Source organism: Pseudomonas sp. ZT5P21 (assembly GCF_054897785.1).
On the sequence record NZ_CM142705.1, the window covers coordinates 1467045 to 1487593 of the forward strand.

General features: G+C 57.6%; 17 protein-coding genes. 4 read left to right on the forward strand and 13 right to left on the reverse strand.

The window, feature by feature from the left end; translation table 11 throughout:
• Nucleotides 1-63: 63 nt before the first annotated feature.
• A complete protein-coding gene (locus ACYZT9_RS06715) occupies nucleotides 64-1395 on the reverse strand; it encodes a DUF58 domain-containing protein (RefSeq protein ID WP_462009097.1) in 1332 nt (443 codons plus the stop codon).
• A complete protein-coding gene (locus tag ACYZT9_RS06720) occupies nucleotides 1392-2393 on the reverse strand; it encodes an AAA family ATPase (RefSeq protein ID WP_462009098.1) in 1002 nt (333 codons plus the stop codon). Before ACYZT9_RS06720 ends, ACYZT9_RS06715 begins: the two co-directional genes overlap by 4 nt.
• A gap of 347 nt (nucleotides 2394-2740) precedes the next feature.
• On the opposite strand from ACYZT9_RS06720, the gene ACYZT9_RS06725 reads away from it, so the two are divergent.
• The 3 genes from ACYZT9_RS06725 (at nucleotide 2741) to ACYZT9_RS06735 (ending at nucleotide 4450) form a co-directional block, all read left to right on the forward strand.
• Nucleotides 2741-3043: an ArsR/SmtB family transcription factor gene (locus ACYZT9_RS06725; RefSeq protein WP_462009099.1), complete on the forward strand. Its 303-nt coding sequence runs from the start codon at nucleotides 2741-2743 to the stop codon at nucleotides 3041-3043.
• A gap of 61 nt (nucleotides 3044-3104) precedes the next feature.
• A complete protein-coding gene (locus tag ACYZT9_RS06730) occupies nucleotides 3105-4079 on the forward strand; it encodes a zinc-dependent alcohol dehydrogenase family protein (RefSeq protein WP_462009100.1) in 975 nt (324 codons plus the stop codon).
• Between the two features lie 41 nt (nucleotides 4080-4120).
• Entirely contained in the window at nucleotides 4121-4450 is a 330-nt protein-coding gene (locus ACYZT9_RS06735; RefSeq protein ID WP_462009101.1) for an antibiotic biosynthesis monooxygenase family protein, read from the forward strand.
• A 309-nt stretch (nucleotides 4451-4759) separates the two neighbouring features.
• Here the strand turns inward: ACYZT9_RS06735 and ACYZT9_RS06740 are convergent, their stop codons facing one another.
• The 6 genes from ACYZT9_RS06740 to ACYZT9_RS06765 form a co-directional block, all read right to left on the reverse strand.
• Nucleotides 4760-6028, reverse strand: coding sequence for an OmpP1/FadL family transporter (locus ACYZT9_RS06740; protein WP_462009102.1), 1269 nt, complete (start codon nucleotides 6026-6028; stop codon nucleotides 4760-4762).
• A 234-nt stretch (nucleotides 6029-6262) separates the two neighbouring features.
• Nucleotides 6263-7270, reverse strand: coding sequence for an HAD family hydrolase (locus ACYZT9_RS06745; protein ID WP_462009103.1), 1008 nt, complete (start codon nucleotides 7268-7270; stop codon nucleotides 6263-6265).
• Between the two features lie 137 nt (nucleotides 7271-7407).
• Nucleotides 7408-7665, reverse strand: coding sequence for a DUF3313 family protein (locus ACYZT9_RS06750; RefSeq protein WP_462009104.1), 258 nt, complete (start codon nucleotides 7663-7665; stop codon nucleotides 7408-7410).
• A 101-nt stretch (nucleotides 7666-7766) separates the two neighbouring features.
• The gene (locus ACYZT9_RS06755; RefSeq protein ID WP_462009105.1) at nucleotides 7767-9425 is read right to left on the reverse strand and encodes an arylsulfatase; all 1659 of its coding nucleotides are present in this window, start codon (nucleotides 9423-9425) and stop codon (nucleotides 7767-7769) included.
• A 279-nt stretch (nucleotides 9426-9704) separates the two neighbouring features.
• Nucleotides 9705-10151 carry a hypothetical protein gene (locus ACYZT9_RS06760; RefSeq protein WP_462009106.1) on the reverse strand — a complete coding sequence of 149 codons (447 nt, stop codon included), beginning with the start codon at nucleotides 10149-10151 and terminating at the stop codon, nucleotides 9705-9707.
• A 108-nt stretch (nucleotides 10152-10259) separates the two neighbouring features.
• Nucleotides 10260-11216 carry a LysR family transcriptional regulator gene (locus tag ACYZT9_RS06765; RefSeq protein WP_462009107.1) on the reverse strand — a complete coding sequence of 319 codons (957 nt, stop codon included), beginning with the start codon at nucleotides 11214-11216 and terminating at the stop codon, nucleotides 10260-10262.
• A gap of 147 nt (nucleotides 11217-11363) precedes the next feature.
• Here ACYZT9_RS06765 and ACYZT9_RS06770 point away from each other — a divergent pair, with 147 nt between their 5' ends.
• Complete coding sequence (locus ACYZT9_RS06770) at nucleotides 11364-13391, forward strand: alkyl/aryl-sulfatase (RefSeq protein ID WP_462009108.1); 2028 nt, start codon at nucleotides 11364-11366, stop codon at nucleotides 13389-13391.
• Between the two features lie 184 nt (nucleotides 13392-13575).
• Here ACYZT9_RS06770 and ACYZT9_RS06775 read toward each other — a convergent pair whose 3' ends face one another.
• The 5 genes from ACYZT9_RS06775 to ACYZT9_RS06795 all read right to left on the reverse strand — a co-directional run bounded on the left by ACYZT9_RS06775 (nucleotide 13576) and on the right by ACYZT9_RS06795 (nucleotide 20534).
• Nucleotides 13576-15930 (reverse strand): tetratricopeptide repeat protein, encoded by a 2355-nt coding sequence (locus ACYZT9_RS06775; protein ID WP_462009109.1) that lies wholly within the window; start codon nucleotides 15928-15930, stop codon nucleotides 13576-13578.
• Between the two features lie 216 nt (nucleotides 15931-16146).
• Nucleotides 16147-17310 (reverse strand): DUF4350 domain-containing protein, encoded by a 1164-nt coding sequence (locus tag ACYZT9_RS06780; RefSeq protein ID WP_462009110.1) that lies wholly within the window; start codon nucleotides 17308-17310, stop codon nucleotides 16147-16149.
• Entirely contained in the window at nucleotides 17307-18851 is a 1545-nt protein-coding gene (locus ACYZT9_RS06785; protein WP_462009111.1) for a DUF4129 domain-containing protein, read from the reverse strand. Before ACYZT9_RS06785 ends, ACYZT9_RS06780 begins: the two co-directional genes overlap by 4 nt.
• Nucleotides 18838-19815 carry a stage II sporulation protein M gene (locus ACYZT9_RS06790; protein ID WP_462009112.1) on the reverse strand — a complete coding sequence of 326 codons (978 nt, stop codon included), beginning with the start codon at nucleotides 19813-19815 and terminating at the stop codon, nucleotides 18838-18840. The genes ACYZT9_RS06785 and ACYZT9_RS06790 overlap by 14 nt, the downstream gene beginning before the upstream one ends.
• Nucleotides 19812-20534 (reverse strand): RDD family protein, encoded by a 723-nt coding sequence (locus tag ACYZT9_RS06795; protein ID WP_462009113.1) that lies wholly within the window; start codon nucleotides 20532-20534, stop codon nucleotides 19812-19814. Before ACYZT9_RS06795 ends, ACYZT9_RS06790 begins: the two co-directional genes overlap by 4 nt.
• Nucleotides 20535-20549: the final 15 nt, after the last annotated feature.

Here is a 20549-nt window from a genome sequence, read left to right on the forward strand (position 1 = left end):
GCAAGCCGATGCAGCCTCTTTACGTCCCGCGCGCGTTCCCGTTCCGCACTGGCGTCACAGTCACTAAAACGCCCCGGCTTTCTTCCATTCCAGGTAGCGCGTCACCAGTGCGGCGCCGAGTTCATGAGTGCTTGCGTCCAGCACTGGCACGCCATGGGCATGCAGCCGTTCATGCAGTTCGGCCCGTGCATTCAAGAAGTCCACCGTCCCGCAATAGACCAATGCGTCTGACAACGTTTGCACCGTTGTCTGACGCAAACTGTCGAGTACGTCTTCGCGCAAGCTCGCGACCAGCACCCGATGCTGCTTGCTCAGGCGTTTGACGGCAGTCAGCAGTTCCTCATCGTCTTCGTCCCGCAGGTTGGTCACCAGCACCACCAGCGAGCGGCGTTTTTGTCGGGCCAGCAGTTGAGTCGCCGCGGCTTGATAGTCTGCGTTGCGTTGGGTGCTGTTCAGGTCGTAGACCGTGTTGAGCAAAACGTTGAGTTGCCCGGCACCTTTCACGGGGGCGAGATAGCGCGGTTGTTCCACCGCAAAGGTGCTGAACCCCACCGCATCGCCCTGGCGCAGGGCGATGTAGCTCAGTAGCAGACAGGCATTGAGCGCGTGATCAAAATGCGCGAGTTCACCGTCCTGGCTGCGCATGCGTCGACCGCAATCGAGCATAAAGATGATCTGCTGGTCGCGCTCATCCTGATATTCCCGAGCAATCGGCGTGCGCTGGCGAGCGGTAGCTTTCCAGTCGATCTGGCGCAGGCTGTCACCTTCGCGGAATTCCCGCAGCTGATGAAACTCCAGGCCCAGGCCGCGTCTTTGCCGCTGGCGCACGCCGAGCTGGCTGAGCCAGTTATCCACCGCTAGCAACTGACCGCCGTAGAGGCGGCCGAAGTCGGGGTAGACGCGCGTGTGGTCGGGCACATTTAGCAGGCGTTTGTCGGACCACAGGCCCAAGGGGCTCGGTAAATTGATTTCGCAGTGTTCGAAGGTGAAGCGGCCGCGTTTGAGTGGACGCAGGCGATAGCCGATCTGACTGTGCTGGCCGGGTTGAAGCTCGACAGATAGAGGTAGATTTTCGAAGCCCAGCCCGTCGGGTACGTGGTCGAAAAGTTGAATGCTCAGTGGCTGGGAAAAGTCATGCTCGACCTCCAGACGCACTTCGCTCCAACGGCCGAGCGCCAGACTGCCGGGCATATGTCGTTTCACGCGAAGCGACTGCAGGCGTTTGAGACGGACAGCGTCGAGCAACGCCAGGGCCAGTAGTGCCAGCAACAATCCCCAGTTGATCGATAACAGTGTTGATGGAACGGCGAACTCCAGCGCCCGCAATACGCCCAGCACAATGCCGATGGCTAGCAGCAGTGCCAGCCAGACCAGCAGCAGGCGCGAGGGTTTCACAACCGTGGCGCCGGCACTTGATCGAGCAATTGCTGCAATACCTGATCGACTTCCAGCCCTTCGATATCCAGCTCTGGCGCGATGCGTACGCGATGGCGCAACACCGCCAGTGCGCACCCTTTTATGTCATCCGGAATCACAAACTCGCCGCCACGCAACAAGGCGCGCGCCCGTGCGCAACGCACCAGTGCAATGGACGCCCGAGGCCCGGCGCCAAGGGTCAGGCCGGGCCATGTTCGCGTGGTCCGGGCCAGGCGCACGGCGTAATCAAGGACCTGATCGTCCAGCGGCAAATCGCTGGCGATGCGTTGCAGTGCCAACACGTCCTTGGCTTGCAACACGGTCCGTAGCGGTTGCACGTCGAGCATGTCGGCCCGGGTCGAGCGGCTGACCTGGCGCACCATGTCCAACTCCTGATTGGCGTCGGGGTAGTCCATGCGCACCTTGAGCATGAAGCGATCCAGCTCGGCTTCCGGCAGGGGATACGTGCCTTCCTGTTCGATAGGGTTTTGCGTGGCAAGTACCATGAACGGCTGCGCGATGGGCAGGGCGCGGCCTTCGAGGGTGACTTGGCGTTCCTGCATGGCTTCGAGCAACGCCGCCTGGGTTTTCGCCGGGGCGCGGTTGATCTCATCGGCGAGCAGCAGGTTGGTAAACAATGGGCCTTTGCGCAGTTTGAATTGCTCGGTTTGCAGGTCGTACACCGCGTGCCCGGTGACGTCGCTGGGCATCAGGTCCGGGGTGAACTGAATACGCGCGAATTCGCCACCGAAGCAGCGGGCGAGGGCGCGCACCAACAGGGTTTTGCCAAGCCCCGGCACGCCTTCGAGCAGCACATGGCCACCGGCAATCAGCGCGGTGAGTACGTCGTCGATCACCGTGTTTTGGCCGATCACGGCTTTCTGCAATTCGCTCCGCACGGCCTGAGCCAGCTGACTGGCGCGCTGGCGTTGCTGCGCGGCGTGGCTCGGTGCGCCAGGCTCGATCTGTTCACTCATGACTTCCGGAGCCCTGCTAACAGTTACATGTGTTTTATCTTCCATAAATCAGTCACTTACCTAATCTAACTTTTTTCCACATATTTTTTTGTGTGGAACGAGTGAGTGGCTGCCAACCTACATTATTGCAATCCCATGGCACCCTTATTGAGCGCTCGACAGAAGTGCAGGTTAGTCCATGATGGTTAAAGGTACGCGATTCAGGATCGATTACGAAACCGAAGAAATACAAGCCCTCCCCTTCGGAGGCTTGCAAATTTGAGAGTTGCTACAGAGTCGGGCTGACTCTAGATAACGGCGGTTGATTCTCGTATTGACATATCGAAAAATCTCGATATGCTCGGGTTATGGAATTGATCGAAATATTCAAAGCCCTCTCAAACCCTACACGCCTTGAAATTTTGAAAGGTTTGAAGGATCCCGCAAAGAACTTCCCTCCGCAGGATGAAGGTGACGTTCTGACGGTGGGAGTCTGCGTCAGTAGTATTCAAGAAGGTATCGGACTGTCGCAGTCAACGGTGTCTGGCTATCTTGCAACTCTGCAACGAGTGGGCTTGGTCGAAGTCAGGCGCATTGGTCAGTGGACCTACTATAAGCGGAATGAAGCAACCATCAGAGTTCTTGCCGAGATCATCGGGAAAGAGCTGTAATTTTTTACCGTATGGTATCGAGATATCTCGATATCCCTTTTTGTCGATACGAGGATTTACAATGAAAGCGATGATACTCAAATCATTTGGCGGCCCGGAATCGTTCGAACTCTGCGACGTGCCCAAGCCAGTGCCGCAAACGGGACAAGTCTTGGTCCGGGTGCACGCTACCTCCATCAATCCTTTGGATTATCAGGTCCGACGCGGCGATTATTCCGACCTGGTGCCACTTCCGGCGATTACCGGTCACGACGTATCTGGCGTTGTCGAAGAAGTCGGGCCGGGTGTGACGGCCTTCGCTCCCGGCGACGAAGTCTGGTACACCCCGCAAATATTTGACGGCCCGGGAAGTTATGCCGAGTACCACGTTGCGGCCCAAAGCATTGTCGGGAAGAAACCTGCCTCGCTGAGCCATCTTGAGGCGGCAAGCCTAAGCCTGGTCGGCGGCACGGCGTGGGAAGCACTGACCGTGCGAGCGGCGCTCAAAGTGGGCGAAAGCATTTTGATACACGGCGGCGCGGGAGGCGTAGGTCACGTAGCGATCCAGTTGGCAAAAGCCATTGGAGCGCGGGTCTTCACGACCGTGCGCGAAGCAAACTTTGAGTTCGCACGAAGCATGGGTGCCGATGTGATCATCGACTACGAAAAGGAGGATTACGTCGACGCCATCAATCGGGAAACGGATGGCCGTGGAGTCGATGTGGTGTTTGACACCATCGGCGGCAACACATTATCCCGCAGCCCCGACGCCCTCGCCCAACTCGGCCGAGTTGTCACCATCGTGGACATTGCCCAGCCACAGAACCTCGTTCAGGCCTGGGGCAAGAACGCGAGTTATCACTTCGTTTTCACCAGACAAAACCGCGGCAAGCTGGATGAGTTGAGCACGTTGGTAGCGCGCGGTCAGCTGCGCCCCCACGTTGGCGCCGTCTATTCACTTGCCGACCTTGCGCTCGCCCATGCGCGGCTGGAGAGCCCCAACAACGGTCTTCGAGGAAAAATCGCGATTGCAGTCGAGCCATCGCTCATCTCGTAAGTGCGTACTTTTAACTGTTTAAGTCATTTTCGAGGAACACCATGATTTATGAAGTCGCTCTGCTCCCGGTTCACAAAGAACGCATTGAAATGTTCAGACGTGCATTTGCCGAGGTCGCTCCTTTGCTCTGCCGCGCAAAAGGTTACTGCGGGCACATGCTGGCCCAAGGGATCGAAACCCCGCAGCAATTCAACCTGATCGTGCGATGGCAATCCCTCGAGGATCACACGCCGGGCTTCGAAGCGAGTGAAGACCATCGGATGTTCATGATGGGCTTAGAGGAATTTTTTTCGGAAGAACCGAAGGTCTACCATATTGAGGGGGCAGCTTTTACTACTGGAGAACAGGATGATCCGAACAACATGCAGTGATCGCGATTTGATCTGACGGTTACCCGCTTTGAAGTCTGCGACTGCCAGGACAAATTTAGCTGTTCAGTAGGGTGATTTTATTGCGGTCAAGCTGAATAGCCACTGATCGGAGACTAGACCGAGTGACTGCTTTATGGCCGATTGCTGCCTGTCGCGAAGGGCTGTAATCGGAACGACGCCGGAAAGTTCGTGCTGGTTTGCAATCTCGCCGGGAGCCAGGCGTCGTCAGTTGCTCGAATGAAACCCGAGAGGTTGGCTCCCATGCGACTTGCTCCTTGGGTTAAGTCGTCCTGTTTCGTTGGCTGGACATCAGAATCGCCAGGTCATGTTTCCGGTCAAAGCTTGTATCCAGGCATTGTCGAACTGACCGGAGATTCGATTGCCCGACGTGGACTTGGTTTGATCCAAGGGCTGGTCGCCGAGCCAGGCCACGACCCAACTAACGTTGACATCGGTATCCTTGTTCAGCGCAAAGGTGGCCCCTGTTGCAATGCGCCAGGATTCGCCCATGGGTACAGTGACAGTTCGGTTGCTGTCCGATACGGCGCTGCTGTCATAGGCCACGCCGAAGTTCCATAACAGCTGCTCGGTGGCCTGGTATTGCGCGCCGAGGGATAGGTGCCAGGTGTCCTTGAAGCCCGCGTCGACGGTTCTCGACTGCGCGCCAAACGCCGTGGTGTCGACCTGTACCGCGATATCGCCGAACTCCGACCAGTCTTGCCAGTTGGCCGAGGCCAGCAAGGCCCATTTCCGGTCCAGTTGCTGGAACAGGCTCAGGGTGACGGTTTGCGGGACCTTCATGTCGAGTTCGGTATTGGTGTTGTTGACACGTTCCAGCAATCGTCCGTCACCTTTCACATCCAGCCGGTCTGCGAAATCCAGGTCAACCTGACTGGTGTAGGTCAGGCCGATGCGCGTCCCCGGTTGAGGGGCGTAGATCATCCCAACGTTGGCGCCATAGCCCCAGGTACCATCCTTGTATTTGAACTGGCCGTCTGTGCGGTCGGTGAAACCGAAAGGCGAACGGTCGATGGCGGTTTGCGCCTGCAACATGCCGTACATGGCTTTGATGCCCAGGCCCACCGACCATTGCTCGTTGAAGCGGTAAGCCACGCTCGGCACCAGGGACAAACCGAGCAGGCTGGAGTTCTGCGCAAAGTAGCGACCGGACCAGTCGTTGTCGTAATTGACCGCCAGCCCGAAGTCGCCGTACTGGCCGAAGCCGACGCTCCAGTGGTCATCCAGTTCATGGCTGATGAAGAAGCTGCCGCCGGGAATCGGATCGAGAGCGTTGCCACTGCCGCTGCCCGCGACGTTGGTATCCGAATCGCGGTCAAAGGACAGGTCGCCATAAAGCACCTGCAAACCGCCGGTGATCTGCGTGCCCGACAAGTAACTCATGCCCGCCGGATTGCTGGCGATGGTCGAGGGGCCTTGAGCGCGGGCGGCAGCACCGGCGTTGGCCAGGCCGGTGTTATCCGTGCCGATTTCGTAGAGCATGATGCCGCCAGCCCAAGCTTGCTGACAGCACAACGCAAGGAGCGTAAGGGTGGGCAGGGCAGTTATTCTGGTTTGCATAGGTTAAAACCTCGGCAAATATCCATAATCGAATTAGGGCTTAGCGCCGAAAGTCAGGCTAACTGGCCAAGCAAGCGCTTAACCCGGTCGCCGCGCTATACAGCGTGCCCATTCACAACCCTATTGATCCAGTCCTGAGCGTCTCACCGCTGCTTTACTGAAACCGCGACTCATTCGACGCTGTGAATCACCGGCTGAGCTTTAGCCTCAGTAAGGGGCTACTGGCGATTGTCATCACTGCACAGTGGTGTCAAAGGGATAAATCCTACGCCACTCTTTCGCCATATCGACTACCGTCCAGTTTTGCGCCTTGGCCTGATCCAGCGCTTTGTCCAGCTTGCCGACCTTCGATTCTCGGTCATAGGCCCATTCACGCTGTGCATCTGTGTGATGGACCAGACCCATGAAGCGCTTGCCGTCGCCTGCGGCGGTCCATTGCAACATTTGCTGATCGCCGTCGGAGTTACCAAAAGCGAAGATTGGGCGACGACCAATCACGGCATCAATACTGACGGGTTTGCCGGGGCCGTCGTCGTTATGCGCCATTTCGGGCATGCGCATAATGACCGGCTTGCCGTCGTTGTACTGATACTCGCCGGTGAAGGTGGTGCCGATCACCTGCTCCGGTGGAATGCCATACACTTCCTCCGTCCAGGCGCGCATGAACTCCACCTCGCCACCCGACACGATATAAGTTTTGAAGCCGTTGGCTCGCAGATAGGCGAGCAACTCCAGCATCGGTTGATAGACCATCTCGGTGTAAGGCTTATGGGTCTTGGGATGAACGGCTTTGGCCAGCCATGCTCGGACGTTGGCCAGAAACGCTTGAGTGCTGATCTGTGTATGGGTGGCATCGAGGATCTTCATCAGACCCTCCATTCCGCTGTTGGTCAGGGTTTTTTGGTCGTTTTCCAGCACTGCTTTGAATGGCTGCTGCTCTTTCCATTCTGGATGCTGTGGTGCCATGCGTTTGACTTCATCGAGGGCAAACAGCATTTGAAAGTACAGAGGCTGTTCGCTCCACAGCGTACCGTCGTTATCGAACACTGCAATGCGTGCAGCCGGTGACACAAAATCCTTGGAACCCTCAGTCGTCACTGCCTCGACGAATTCAACTATGGCGTGTTTGGAGGGACCCTCTTGCCAAGAGGGTAAGGGTTCGGCAGCTTGCAGCAGTAGCGGCCACAATAGGATAAGCCAGTACCAACGTAACGACGACCGAGGTGATTTGATGTTGTTCATTAGATTTCTTCCCTACCACATCCAGCCAAGACCCTGAACCAGGAATATCTACTGCGATGTCTGCCGGAGCTTCATGCGCGACTGGCCAGCCGTAACTGTAGGGACAGGCCAGATGGGCCGAAGCCGCCTGCTAATTGCTATTTCAGGAACGTTTTCAAGTCGCGCATCGTGTCTCCGATCGCTGCTTTGGCCACAGTGTCATAGGCCGAGGGCTTGAAATCGGGCGCGACCCAACGAAGCACCGGATGGCCACTGGGTGATGCCACTTGCTGCAAGCCTTCATAGCTGGAGAGGAAACCCGAAAATTGCTCTTTATCTGTAATTTTGGAGGTGCAGCCAGCAATAAGCAGGCTACATAAAACGGCACTGACACGCCATTGATAGGCAGTTTTCATATGGGGGCTCCTGGCAGTGAGTTATTGACGCATAGCGAATACTCATAACTTCAGGTAGCAAAATGACGGCCCCGAGGAGACCGCCATGCTTGCCTGATCGATCAGTTGCCGTTGGGCATCGACAGGTTGATACCTTCTTTTTTCAGACTTTCCCGTACGCTTTCGAATTTATGGTATTGGGACAGTTCGAGCGGCCCGTCATAACCCATGCTTTGCAATTTGCGCGGTGGGTAGTCGACGTACGTCTTCATCAATTTCATGATCGCGGCGCTGATCGGCACGACCGACCAGGTATGCTCGGTGAAGTTGGTCATGAAAATGTCGTAGCGTTCCTGCGGGTCTTGCAGCAGGTCGAACACCTGCGGAATGGTCGCAACGTAACTCGTCGGCCCTTTCCAGCCCCGGTTGGTGTCCACAGCCAATCCCCCGGTCTGGGCTCCGTTATCACCCCGCAGGTTGAACACTGCCTTGAACTGATTCACCCGGGCAGCGCCAGGCGATAATTCGTTTTCGGTAAAGTAGAACCACTCCTTACGCGGGGAGGGCGCAGCACCGGTGAGCACAGAGGTCATGTCGTAACTGTCGAAAATGATGGGCTGACCTTCACGATCTTTCTCGGGCAACTTCACGCCCGCCACCGAAGCAAACGTTGCCATCAGATCCAGGCCTCCGATGATTTCATGGTTTTTTACGCCGGGCTTGATCTTGCCTGGCCAGAGGGCAATCGCCGGCACCCGATTTCCGCCTTCGCGCACCGTGCCCTTTGTCCCGCGAAACGGCGTATAGCCGGCATCGGGGTAGACATCCTGCCAGGCACCGTTATCCGTGGTGTAAACCACCAAGGTGTTTTTATCCATGCCAAGCGCTTTTAGCTTGGCCATGATGCGGCCGATGCGGGTGTCCAGTTCTACCACGGAGTCGGCGTACTTGGACTTGGAAATGGATTTGTGAACGAACTCCGGTGCCGGCATGTTTGGCTGGTGCACTTTCATGAAGTTGACGTTGATGAAAAACGGCTTGGTCGATTTGGCCGCTGTGTCGAGAAACTCCAGCGCGGCTTTTTCAACATAGCTGTCAAAGAACGGAATGCCGACCACGCCGGGTTTGCCATCGACCACAGGGGTATCCACGTACTGGCCATTGACCTTGAACTCTTCGACCGGTTTTTCGCCCGCCTTGCCGGACAAGGCCCCTTGGGTCACTTTGGTAAACATCGCGCGAGTTTCCGCGTCCATGTCCGGGAACCACGTGGGGTCGGCGTAGGTATAGGCGTTGAGGTGGTATAGGCCGACGTATTTCATGACGTCATAACCCTGGGCATTGGGAAGCGAATATTCAGCTTCGCCCAAGTGCCATTTGCCGGTGAAAAAGGTTTCGTACCCACCGGTTTTGAGCACCGACGCGAGTGTCCATTCGGCTGCCGGCAAGCCGCCGCCTTGACCCTGGAAAGCCACTGTGGTCATTCCGCTACGATTGGGGATTCGTCCGGTCTGCATGGCGGCCCGGCCTGGTGTGCAACTGGGTTGGGCATAGAAAGAGTAAAAAGTCATACCTTCGGCCGCCAGTTCGTCGATGCTCGGCGTAGGCATACCTCGGCCGACGCCTCCGCCATACGGCCCGAGGTCGCCATAGCCGGTATCGTCAGAGACGATAAACAGGATATTGGTCTTTTCCGTCTGAGCCGCGTGGGCGACACCATTCAATGACAGCAGCGCAGCAAATGCGATCGACAGCCTGAAGTGATTCGAGAACTTATCCATACCAGGATTCCTCGTTGGTCCGTGGTGTTCGCAAGGGTGATGAGTGCACATCTACAAACCCTTCGTGCATTGACCACCGAGTCATTAGCCTAGATACGGGTACAGAAACACGTTCCCCCTGCGCATGGTCATGTTCCAATGAAGGCCCACGACACAGTCTAGTGCGGTTTCTTAAATTTGAAGGGTAGACTTTGCCTGATCGAAGAAGCGTGTTACATCACCGTTACAACTCCATCGTTTTTCAGCATCGACGTATTGATACTGACCTTTTCTTTTCAACTAGTTTGCTTTTTTTATATCGCCGCAGAATATATCCACGCTGCCATCCTCTGGTGCTGTACGTACGACGATGGAGTACTCGTCGGAAAGCAAGTCGGACAGCGATATCGGCGCGCTTCTGTAAAAACTCCAGCCACGGGTACCAGCATTGCTTTCAGTGTTGACCTTATCGTTCATGGCGTACGCGGCGGGCCCCGGTTGCTGGCAGCTGCCCCCGTTGATGAACGTGTATATTCGAGGGGGCAAGATGGTTCCGCTTGGAACTCCGGTGATGTAGAAGTCAAAATTGGTTTGATTGCCCGTGCCGGTCAATGTGGTCTTGGCGATCTGGCCGGGGTTTTTGTGTGTCGCTGCCAAAGAAAGATTAACCGATTGGTTTGGTGAATGGGTGCAGCCGAATAGACTCGCGGTGACCAATATTACTGCCAGCGTTGTGCCGGGATTCATGACAACCTCCAATAGTGGAGAAGTGCGGAATATTGGGTATAGCTCATTAATACAGCGTTGCATTTCAGGGTGTGTTGTTTCAGGCAAGTTCTACCGGTAAACCCTCCGCTACTTCATCTTCAATTCGGCCAGCTGACGTTCACGCCGGGTAACTTGCTCTTCCACGGCCCGCACTTCGCTCATGTAAGCCTGCACGGCTGGCGGCAGCGAACGCTCTTTGAGGTAGATAAAACCGTAACGGGTGTACAACGCCTGATCGTGAATCGGCAGGGGTACAATTTCTCTCGCGATCAACTCCCGCTCAAAGCTCGACAAAGTGCCTACCGCCAGCGCATCGCTGTTCTCGACGAATTGAACAATCTGCATGGGTACGTCAATTTCAATCGCAGGCACGAAATCGCCATTCACCGTGTCATACGCGCCGGCGCACCCCAGCGTCGCGGGCGACAAATGACCGGCCAGGCGTAACGGAATACGCGAAGCTACCCAAGGGTAATCGAGCGTTTGAGCCAGGCTAAGAGTGCGTTGCGAAAGCAGCGGATGTCCGGGCCGGCAAAACAATCGTCCTTGATGTTCACCCAACAGCTCACAATGGAATTCCTTCCGGTCTTGCAAGGCGCTGATTTCAGCGATCCCCAGATCCACGACACCGTTGGCGACCTGGTGCGCTACGTCACGCCATCCGGCGACATGGGCCGTCACCTTGAGGTGCGGATGTCGGGCGTGCAGCCGGGCAATGCCGGGATAGCCGCTGGTGATGCTGGGGTACGGCCCCAAGGCTACTTTGAGTGCGCCGATATCTCCGCCGGCCAATAAGGCGATGTCGCGCCGTAAGTCCTCTTCGGCCATTAACAAACGCTGGCTCTTTTCTCGAAGCGCATGACCAAAAGCTGTCAACACGACGCCTTCGGTGCGTCGATCGAACAGCGTGACCCCGAGCTCCTGTTCCAGCAGTTGAATGCTTTTACTCAGCGCCGGTTGAGACACTCCCAAGGCCTTGGCGGCGCGACCAAAATGGGCATGTTCAATCAGCACCAAAAACTGGCGCAAACGACGCGGGGTCATAGCATAACCTTTATGTTATCGAATCGTGCTGAAACGGAATTTTTCGTAATCGGATGAATATGCTATTCCTTGTCCGGCGGGTCAAGATGACCACGAGCAAACCCGCGCCATCAACGGCATTGACATCCCCTGGCGAAGGAACACTTCATGTATAACAAGACCCTCTATTGCGCCCTGGCAATCGCGTTGGCTACGGGCATCAGCCCGGCCATTTTTGCTGCCCAGACAACTGCCGAACCGGCTGCAATGCAAAACGGGCATTTCGATAACAAAGGCAAAGCGCCGTCGTCGTACACGATCGAACTGCAGAATGGAGTGCGCGGGGCACTTCCTTTTGCAGACAAGCGCGACTTTGACGAAGCAAAAAAAGGCTTCATCGCAGCACCGGCCTACAACAAGATTATGGCCGAAGCGGGCAACGTCGCCTGGAACATGGGCAGCTACAACTTCCTGCTTGATGGCAAGGACTTCGACACTGTCAATCCGTCCCTGCAGCGCCAAGCCGTGCTCAATATGGCCTATGGTCTGTACGAGGTAGTTCCGGAGAGGATCTATCAGGTTCGCGGCTTTGATCTGGCCAATATCACGTTCATCAAGGGTGATACCGGCTGGATTGTTTTTGACACCCTGACCTCGAAGGAAACCGCCAAAGCGGCACTGGAATTCATCAATGAGAAACTGGGCAAACGCCCGGTTGTGGCTGTGGTGATTTCTCACTCCCATGCGGACCACTTTGGCGGCGTGCGCGGCGTGATCGAGGAAGCGGACGTGCGCAGCGGCAAGGTCGCGCTCATCGCCCCCGTGGGTTTCATGGAGCATGCGGTGGCTGAAAACGTTTACGCCGGCAATGCCATGAATCGACGCGCACTCTATCAGTACGGTCTGCTTCTGCCGCGCAGTCCTTATGGTCATGTCGACATGGCCATCGGCAAAAACGCCGCCGTCGGCAACATGGGCCTGATCACACCCAATCGATACATCGAAAAGGATTTTGAAACCCTGACCATTGACGGGGTGGAAATGGAATTCCAGAACACCCCAGGCACCGAAGCGCCATCGGAAATGAATACCTGGTTCCCGCAATTCAAGGCGTTCTGGGCTGCCGAGAACATTACCGGCACCATCCACAACATCTACACCCTGCGCGGTGCCTTGGTCCGTGATCCGCTGGTGTGGTCGAAGAACATCAACAACGCCCTGTATCGATATGGCCAGCAGGCCGACGTGATGCTCGCCTCCCACAATTGGCCGCGCTGGGGCAATGAGCGGATTCAGGAGGTAATGCGCGCGCAACGCGATGCCTACGCCAACCTGAACAACGCCGTCCTGCACGCGGCCAATCAGGGCGTCACGATCAATGAGATTCAGAATGTCTACAAGTTGCCCGAAAGCCTGAAGAATAACTGGGCGACTCATAGCTACCACGGCTCGGAAGAACACAACAGCCGCGCCGTGATCAATCGCTACTTGGGTTATTGGGACGCCAACCCGGCGACGCTGATGCCGCTGTCACCGAAGGATTCGGCACCGCTGTACGTCGAGATGATGGGTGGCGCAGAGAGGATCATGGCCAAGGGCAAAACCTTGTTCGATCAGGGCAAATACCGCGAAGCTTATGAAATTCTCAATAAACTGGTGTACGCCGAGCCGCAAAACAGCCCGGCCAAGGACCTGCTGGCGGACGTCTATGAGCAGGTCGGCTATCAGAAGGAAAGCGCCGGCGTGCGCAACAGCTTCCTGGCGGCGGCCTATGAACTGCGACACGGCATGCCCAAGGGCTTGCCGCCAAAATCCGGCGGGCCTGACATCATCCGCGCCATGAGCACAGAGTTGTGGCTCGAATACCTTGGCATCAGCCTGGATGGCAGCAAGGTTGCGGATCTGCATTTCATCCTGAACCTCAAGACCCCAGACAATGGTGAACAATTTGTGGTGGAGTTGAGCAATTCGACTCTGACCAATATCAAGGGACCGCAGGCAAAAAACGCCGATCTGACCATTACCCTCGATCGCTCGGCGCTTGAGGGTGTGATGGCGAAGAAGATCAGCTTCAATCAGCTCGTTGCAGACGGCAAGGCTACCTTCGAAGGCGATCGCAAACCTTTCGAACGGCTCATGGCAGCCATGACCCCGTTTACCCCAGACTTTGAACTGTTGCCGGGTACAAAGCAGTAACTGGATGGCGCGGTGAATTCCGCTAAGGGGGCAAACAACCTTGGCGCGCCTGTTGCTTGGACGCGCCCATTCAATACCTGCAAAGGATTTCCATGAACGTTGCACTGAAAAAGTATTTTCTGATCATCTCGTTCCTGACCGTAGGCAGCATTGCACTGATCTACGGCATAAGCCCAACGTGGTTTTATTTCAGTGACGGATCATCACTGTTCATTTTCTTCCAGTCCTGCAAGAGCATCTGAGCCTTCGATTCCTGCCCGCCTTCGAGGTAGTACTGGATCAACGCCACCCGCACATTGCGGTTGGCGGGCTGTATCTTCAACAGCTTTTCCAATTCCTCACACGCCGCCTCAACCTTGCCGCTGTCATGCAGCGCCACGGCCAGGACGTAGCCGTATTGCGCATTTTCCGGCTCGAGTTGCGCGGCTTTGCGCAGAGCCGGCATGGCTTGATCCGTTTTACCCGCACGGATTAGCGACATGCCTTGGGTATGTTGCAGCAGGGCGGCTTCCGGGTGATCCTTCAGGCTTTGCGCGAGCAGCACCTGAGCTTCCTGGCTGCGTCCACCCGCTTCCAGCCATTGGACCAGCGTCACCAGTGCCGGGTAGAAATCAGGGTCACGCTTGAGGGCTGTGCGCAGCAGCGCTTCGACTTCGCCGTTGCGACCGCCGGCCTGATACAGCATGGCCAGGTTGAGATTGGCTTCGGCGCGTTCGGCCAGGCTCTTCTGTACCGCCTCGTATTCGGCAATGGCCGCATTCCAGTTGTTCTGTGCACTGCCTAAACCATTGCGAGCCACACTCAACAAATCCCGGGCTACGGCGATGCGTACTGCCTTCACAGGATCGCTAAGCAACGGCGTCAACAGTGGCGCGCGGTCCGAGTGTGGCAGGAACGCGCTGATCGCCCGAACCGCGCTTTCACGCACTTGCGGTGCCGGGTTGCTCAAGTCCTTGGTGGCAAGTTTCAGCGCCTGTTCGCTGGGATACAGCGCCAGTTCCGCCAGCAAGGTTGCCCGTTGAATGGACGGCAGGTTACTGCGTTGCAGCTGTTCATATAAGGCTAGCGCCGCTCCGGGCTGACCGTTGCGAATCAACCAAAGGCTTTCGTCGTAACGTGGCGCCTGTGTGGGGGTGGCGGTGTTCCAACGCTGGAATTGTTCGGTGATCTTGTCGCCGGCCTTGCCCTGATGACAGGTCAGGCAAGCATCCGGCGTACCGAGTTTTTTCGCCCGCTCTGGATTGGGAATGCTGAAGCTGTGGTCATGCCGGAAGTCATTGCCCATGTAGAACTTGCCGGGCATGTGGCAATCCACGCACTGCGAACCTGGCTGGCCCAAGGCGTGGCGGGTGTGTTCGATGGAATCGTAGTTCTTCGCTTGCAGGCCTTTGCCATCGACAGCTGCAGCCGACGAATTACCCGCGGTGTTGTGGCATTGCAGACAAACGCCATTGCCCGGCGCCTTGAGTTCGCTGCTGTGAGGGTTGTGGCAGTTGCTGCAGCGCACGCCCTTGTCGAACATTTTACTCTGGGCGAAGGAGCCGTGTTCGAACACTTCACCCTTGATTTTGCCGTCCAGTGCATACAACTCGCGAGTCAGGGGGCTCGGCAGATAATCATCCATCAGTCGATTGCCACCGGTGAAACCATCGCCCAGCGGCGCACGGCGGGAATGGCAGCGGGCGCAAGTTTCGATCTCGACGGTGGCATCCTTGTCCTTGAGGTCGACGGAGAAACCGGCATGAATCTGATCTCCTCTTTTCGCGGTCCATTCCAGGTGGTTGGAAGCCGGGCCGTGGCACGCCTGACAGCCTACACCGAGGCTGTTCCAGTGACTGTCGAAGGTGTTTTTCGCTGCATCGAAATTGCGCTTGTAACCCGTGGTGTGGCACTCGACGCACATGAAGTTGGCGTTCTGGCTTGGCTTGCTCCAGTGCAACGGATTCTTGGAATTCACACCCTGACTCGGATAGAGGTCAAACCAGCGGTGTTTCTCGGTATCCCAGGCGATGCCCAACGCTTGCAACCGACCTTCGCCAACCTCGATCAGATATTGCTGCAGCGGCGCGATACCGAAGGTGTAGCCAACCTTGAAGTTGGCGTTCGTGCCGTCAATGCCCGGAGTGTTGACCCAGAATTCGTCGTTCTTGCGCGAGAAGCGGGTGGTTTCGTTTCCTGCGTGGAACGTGGCGTCGTTGAAGTCCCCCAGCACGGTGTCGGCGCTCACCGTCTGCATCGCCAGTTGGTGATGCGAGCCTTGCCAATCCTGCACCTGCTCGCTGTGGCAGCCCTGGCATTGTTGCTCATCGACCATCGTCGCCGGGGCTATTGCCACCTGTGGCAATTTGATAGGCGCGGTGACCGGCGTAGCGGCTGGCGCATAGGTCACGCTGGCCGGTTTGGTGCTGAGCAGAAACCAGCCGATGCCCGCAATGGCCAGGAGCAAAACGCCGATGAGAACGAGAAACAGGTGGCGAGAAATCGAGGCCAATGGCGAGTCAGGGTCAGGGGGCAGCGCTTTATTTTTATGTTTCGGCATTGCGACTTCCAGAGTCCGGGTGCGTTTGCCATCAAGCGCGCGTTCAAGCTTGATTCAGCTTTGTCGGAGGACCGGCGACTGTCAATTATCTATGTGAAAGTCGGATCAATCCTATTGATCGCAACGCCGTATTCGGTGTCGCTCCTTCCTACGATGAATTTAGGACATTGGATCGATTCACATAGGGCAGATATCTAACGCTTTCCAAGGGCCGGATCATAAGGCATTCCTCAAGGTTTGCAGGTGGGCGACCTGACGGCTGAATTCAACGCTGGAAAGCCGTTGCTTCGGTCGGGGGCTCATGGCCTGGCTGATAGCGCGTGTGGTTTGGCCGGTCAGTCGTGCAAGCACCAGCCATTGTTCGGCGACGCCGAGTTGTTCAAAACCGGGATGACGGTGCCGCACCCGGTGCAGGATGTCGTGCTGCAAAGCTTGCAACAGGCTGTCTTGACCTGTGCGGCGCCACATGAAATCGGCGCTGGCACGCAGGTGCTCATGGAGTTGCCGACGGGCGCTCGGGTTGGGTTCGATCAACGGACCATGGCGCACGCCGACATGCCAGAGACCAAGGCCGATCAAGGCGAAGAGGGCAACCAGCGCCTGGGGGAAATAGCGCAGCAACAAGGTCGGCAGGCTGTCGTGGTCGGTGTTGAACAGCAGAGTCACGTTCGTGTCCGCGGTCAGGTACCAGAGCAGCCAGGCGTTGTCGTACTGGTCGATGGCCGGGGTTTTCCAGAGGTCGGCGTCGGTGACCACGATGATCGAACCGAGCCCGTGGTTCAGTTGCATCATGTGCGTGGCCTTGCCGCTGTTGGCCCAGGCTTGCGCGAAATTTTTCGGGTCTTCGAGATGGAACGCGGTATCGAAGGTGGCGTAGGCCGGCGCGTCTTCGTCCTCAAGGTACAACTTGGTCAGTTTGGGGTAGGGATCCTTGCCGATGTCGGGCAGCGGGTCCTTGAGGTCTTTGCTCAATGACTGGTGCACCTGGATCCGGTCGAGCAACAGGTCATTGCTCTGACCCAGTTTTTCATCCCACAACGACTCGGCGATGAATAAAAGACGCCCGCCGGCGCGGGTCCAGTTCAGCACTTGATCGATCTGGCGCGGGGTCATGCCGGAGCGGTCTCCGAGCAACAACAGGCTGTGTTGTCGAGGCTCCAGCGTGGGCAGGATGTCGAGGCTATTGGCATGGCTGACGGTCAGGCCCTGTTTGCGCAGGAAATGCTCGGCGGCCAGATAAGGGTTGGCCTGGGCTTCGGGCGACGGGCCGTGATCGATTTCGGCCTGATAGGGCGTCGCCCTGGCGTACAGATAAAGACTCAACGCGCCCGACAGCACGGCGATGAACACGCCGGCTGCCAGCCACAATCGCCGGTTCAATGCGTTGCTCCCGGACCGAACAAGGTTCGCCAGCGGTCACACAGTTCCTGTTGCAAATGCGCGGGTGGCAGGCGATGCCCGTAGGCCATGTTCTGCCAGTGCCCAGTGAGGTTTTTGCTAAAGGACAACAGCGCGGGTTGTTGCAGTTGTTCGACGCGCTCCAGCACCTGGCCTTCAGTGTCGGCGGGTTTGAGCGCCATGTTGTAATCGTGCAGCAAGTGACTGAGCAGGGCGCGATAGAGCAACCCAAGCGCCTCGCGGGGATTGGATTGCCAGAGACTTTCGGCGCTGGCGGCAATGTCGTGGGGCAGGGTTTCGCGGTTCAGGTCCAGGCCGAATGCCTGCTTCGGTAACGGTCGTGCGCCTTTACGCTGCAACGCCGGTCGACGACTGACGAAGGCCTGCAACCACTCCCGGTAACGGCAGATCAACAAACCGAGTGCGCTGATGATGGCGCCCCACAGCACGACTTCTATAAAGGTAGCCAATGCGCCGAAGCGCTGGTTATCCAGCAACTGGAGCAGGGCCTTCAGCCATTCGGGGGCTTTTCCATCGTCAGGGGTTTCGCTGACGGGCTTGTCCTCGCCAAAACGATAGCGCGTGACGGTTTCCTTGTTCTTGAACGGCGGCTGATCGAGGATCGCCTTGATGCTGTCCCGGGACGCCTGGCTGGTCAGTGGCTGGTCCAGCAGACGCGGACTGTCGGGGGAAATGGCTGGCTCGGCGGCCCAGACGTTTTGCCCGGCTGGCATCAGTAGAAAGGTTGCCAGCAGCAGGGTGAGGGCGGCGCCGCTCAAGCGTTGGCGCAGGCGGCGGAACACCAGTTCGATGTCCCAGGCCTCTAGCACTGTGCGTCGATTCAGGTAAAGACTGAAGCCGCAGGCTACGTAGATTGGTTCCCACATCACCAGCACCAACACGTAAAACGCATTGGTCAGGTGCTCCAGCCAGCGCCAGTCTTGTGTGGCGGCGGACAGCAACGTCTGCCAGCTCCAGTCGAGTTCCACCTGTTGGGGCAAGAGCATGTAGAACAACACCATCAGGCCGATCCACAACGCACTTTCCAGATGCACGCCGATGATCGTCAGCCACCGCGCTGCCCCGCCGTCGCGTTGCAACAGCACCTGCAAGCGTTGTTGTCGCGCCTGACCACTCAGGCCTTCGAGTTGCACCACGGGCAACAGGAAGCTGCGACTCAGGCTCAAGCGTCGCCAGGTCAGACTCGCCAGCAGTTGCGGCTTGAGCAGTCGTGGCCATTGGCGCAGCGCCTGTTTCAAGGTGGGCGTTTCTCCGAACATGGCTTTGGACAGTATGTACAACGGCAGGCGCTCGAACGCCGGTTTCAGCCACCAGAAGATAAACGCGGCGAGGGACGGGGAATCCCACAGCAGCATGGTGAGCAGGGCGAAAACCGGCAGGGTCACGAGGGCCCAGCTGGTCATCAGCAGGCGTCGGTGCCGCTGGCTCAGCAGCACGCCCAGGTCCATGGCTTCCCAGGTGGTGCGTGGGCGGATCACCACGGTCGCGTCACTCAGGCGCATGGCGGGTCCGTCCGGCAAACAGAAGATACATCGTCACCAAAACCCACAGCACCGCGCCGACCAGATACTTGGTCATTGGCGCCGGCCCGGTCATCGACGACCAGTAGGCTTCGATAAACGCTGCAATCAGTAGAAACAGCATGACCCCGCAAATCAGCAGCACACTCTTGCGTGCCGCCACTCGCAAGGCTTCGGTGCGTGGCAGTCGCCCCGGTGCAATCAAGGCCCAGCCCAGTTGCAGGCCGGCGGCGCCCGCCAGGGCAATGGCACTGAGTTCGAAGGCGCCGTGGCCGATCACGAACGACCAGAAGGTTTGCCCGTAGCCGATCTGAGTCAGGTGCCCGGCCACCGCGCCGATCATCAAACCGTTGAAGATCAGGAAAAACGCGCTGCCGAGTCCAAACAGCAAACCGCTGGCAAAGGTCTGAAAGGCAATGCCGATGTTGTGCATGATGTAGAAACCGAACATCACCCAGTCTTCACTGGCCGCCCGCTCCGCCGAGCGCCCAAGGTGACCGGCGACAGGGTCGTACATGCCTTGCATTTCGCTGACCTGTTCGGCCGGGATCAGGTTGTAGACCAGGTCCGGGAACAGGTACACCAGCAACGCAAAGCCGATCAGGCTGCCAAAAAACATCAGGCTGGCGGCGAGCACGAAACGCCATTGCTCGCGCACCAGTCGCGGGAAATCCGCAAGAATGAAACCCAGTACATGGGCGCCCAAGTGGCTGCGATGCCGATAAAGCTGTTGGTGCCCGCGCAGGGCCTGTTGCTGCAACGAGTCGATCAGAAAACTGCTGTAACCGCGCTCTCGAGCCAGAGCCAGATGCTGGCAGAGTCTTCGATAATCTTTCGGGAAACTGGTGAGTCGTGAGGTGTCCTTGTTCCGCTCCAGCCTGTCGAGCAGGAGGGAAAACTGCGCCCATTCAGCCTTGTGGCGATTCTCGAAAAGACTTTGCTTCATGCGGGGCCCAAGCCGCGGGCGATGCCGTTGAGTTCCGTCACGGCTCGTGGCGCTGAAACCTTCAACGGTTGCGCGAGGATGGAAGCGAGTTCCGTGACCCGCGCTTCGGAGAGTTCACCCTGGCGTTCGGCAAACCCGAGGATGGCGCGTTGTTCGGGCAGCGTCAGGGCAAACGACGGACGCCGTGGCTCGGCGTCGGGTAGTTGCGGTCGGGTGAGCGGTTGTTCGCGGTAGATCACCAGCGTGCCGGCGGCCAGGTCGCCGAGGCGCTTGAATTTGGAATGTTGCAGGCAACTGATGACGCCGAGGAAATAGCCGAAGGGCAGCAGGTCGACAAACCGTAACAGGTTGCGCAACAGCGAGGCGGACCAGCCGATCGGCGTGCCGTCGTCCTGCACCACCCGCAGGCCCATCCATTGCTTGCCCGGCGACCGCCCCTGATTGAGCACTTCAAACAGCACCATGTACCACCAGCTCACTCCGAACAACAGGATCGAGCCCAGCCCGGCGCCGAGTTTTCCCAGAAACGCGAGGACAATAAACAGCAGACCCAGAATCAGCCCGCGCAGCCCGAGGTCGATGGAGAACGCCAGCGCACGCACCATCAACCCGGCTGGGCGCAGTGGCAAGTCGATGCCTTCCGGCGTTTCAACCTGATACCGCGTATCCAGTGGCGGGGACAGCGTCGCTTTCCTTGGCAGTGCTGTGGTCTCGAGCATGGGCAACCTGATGAC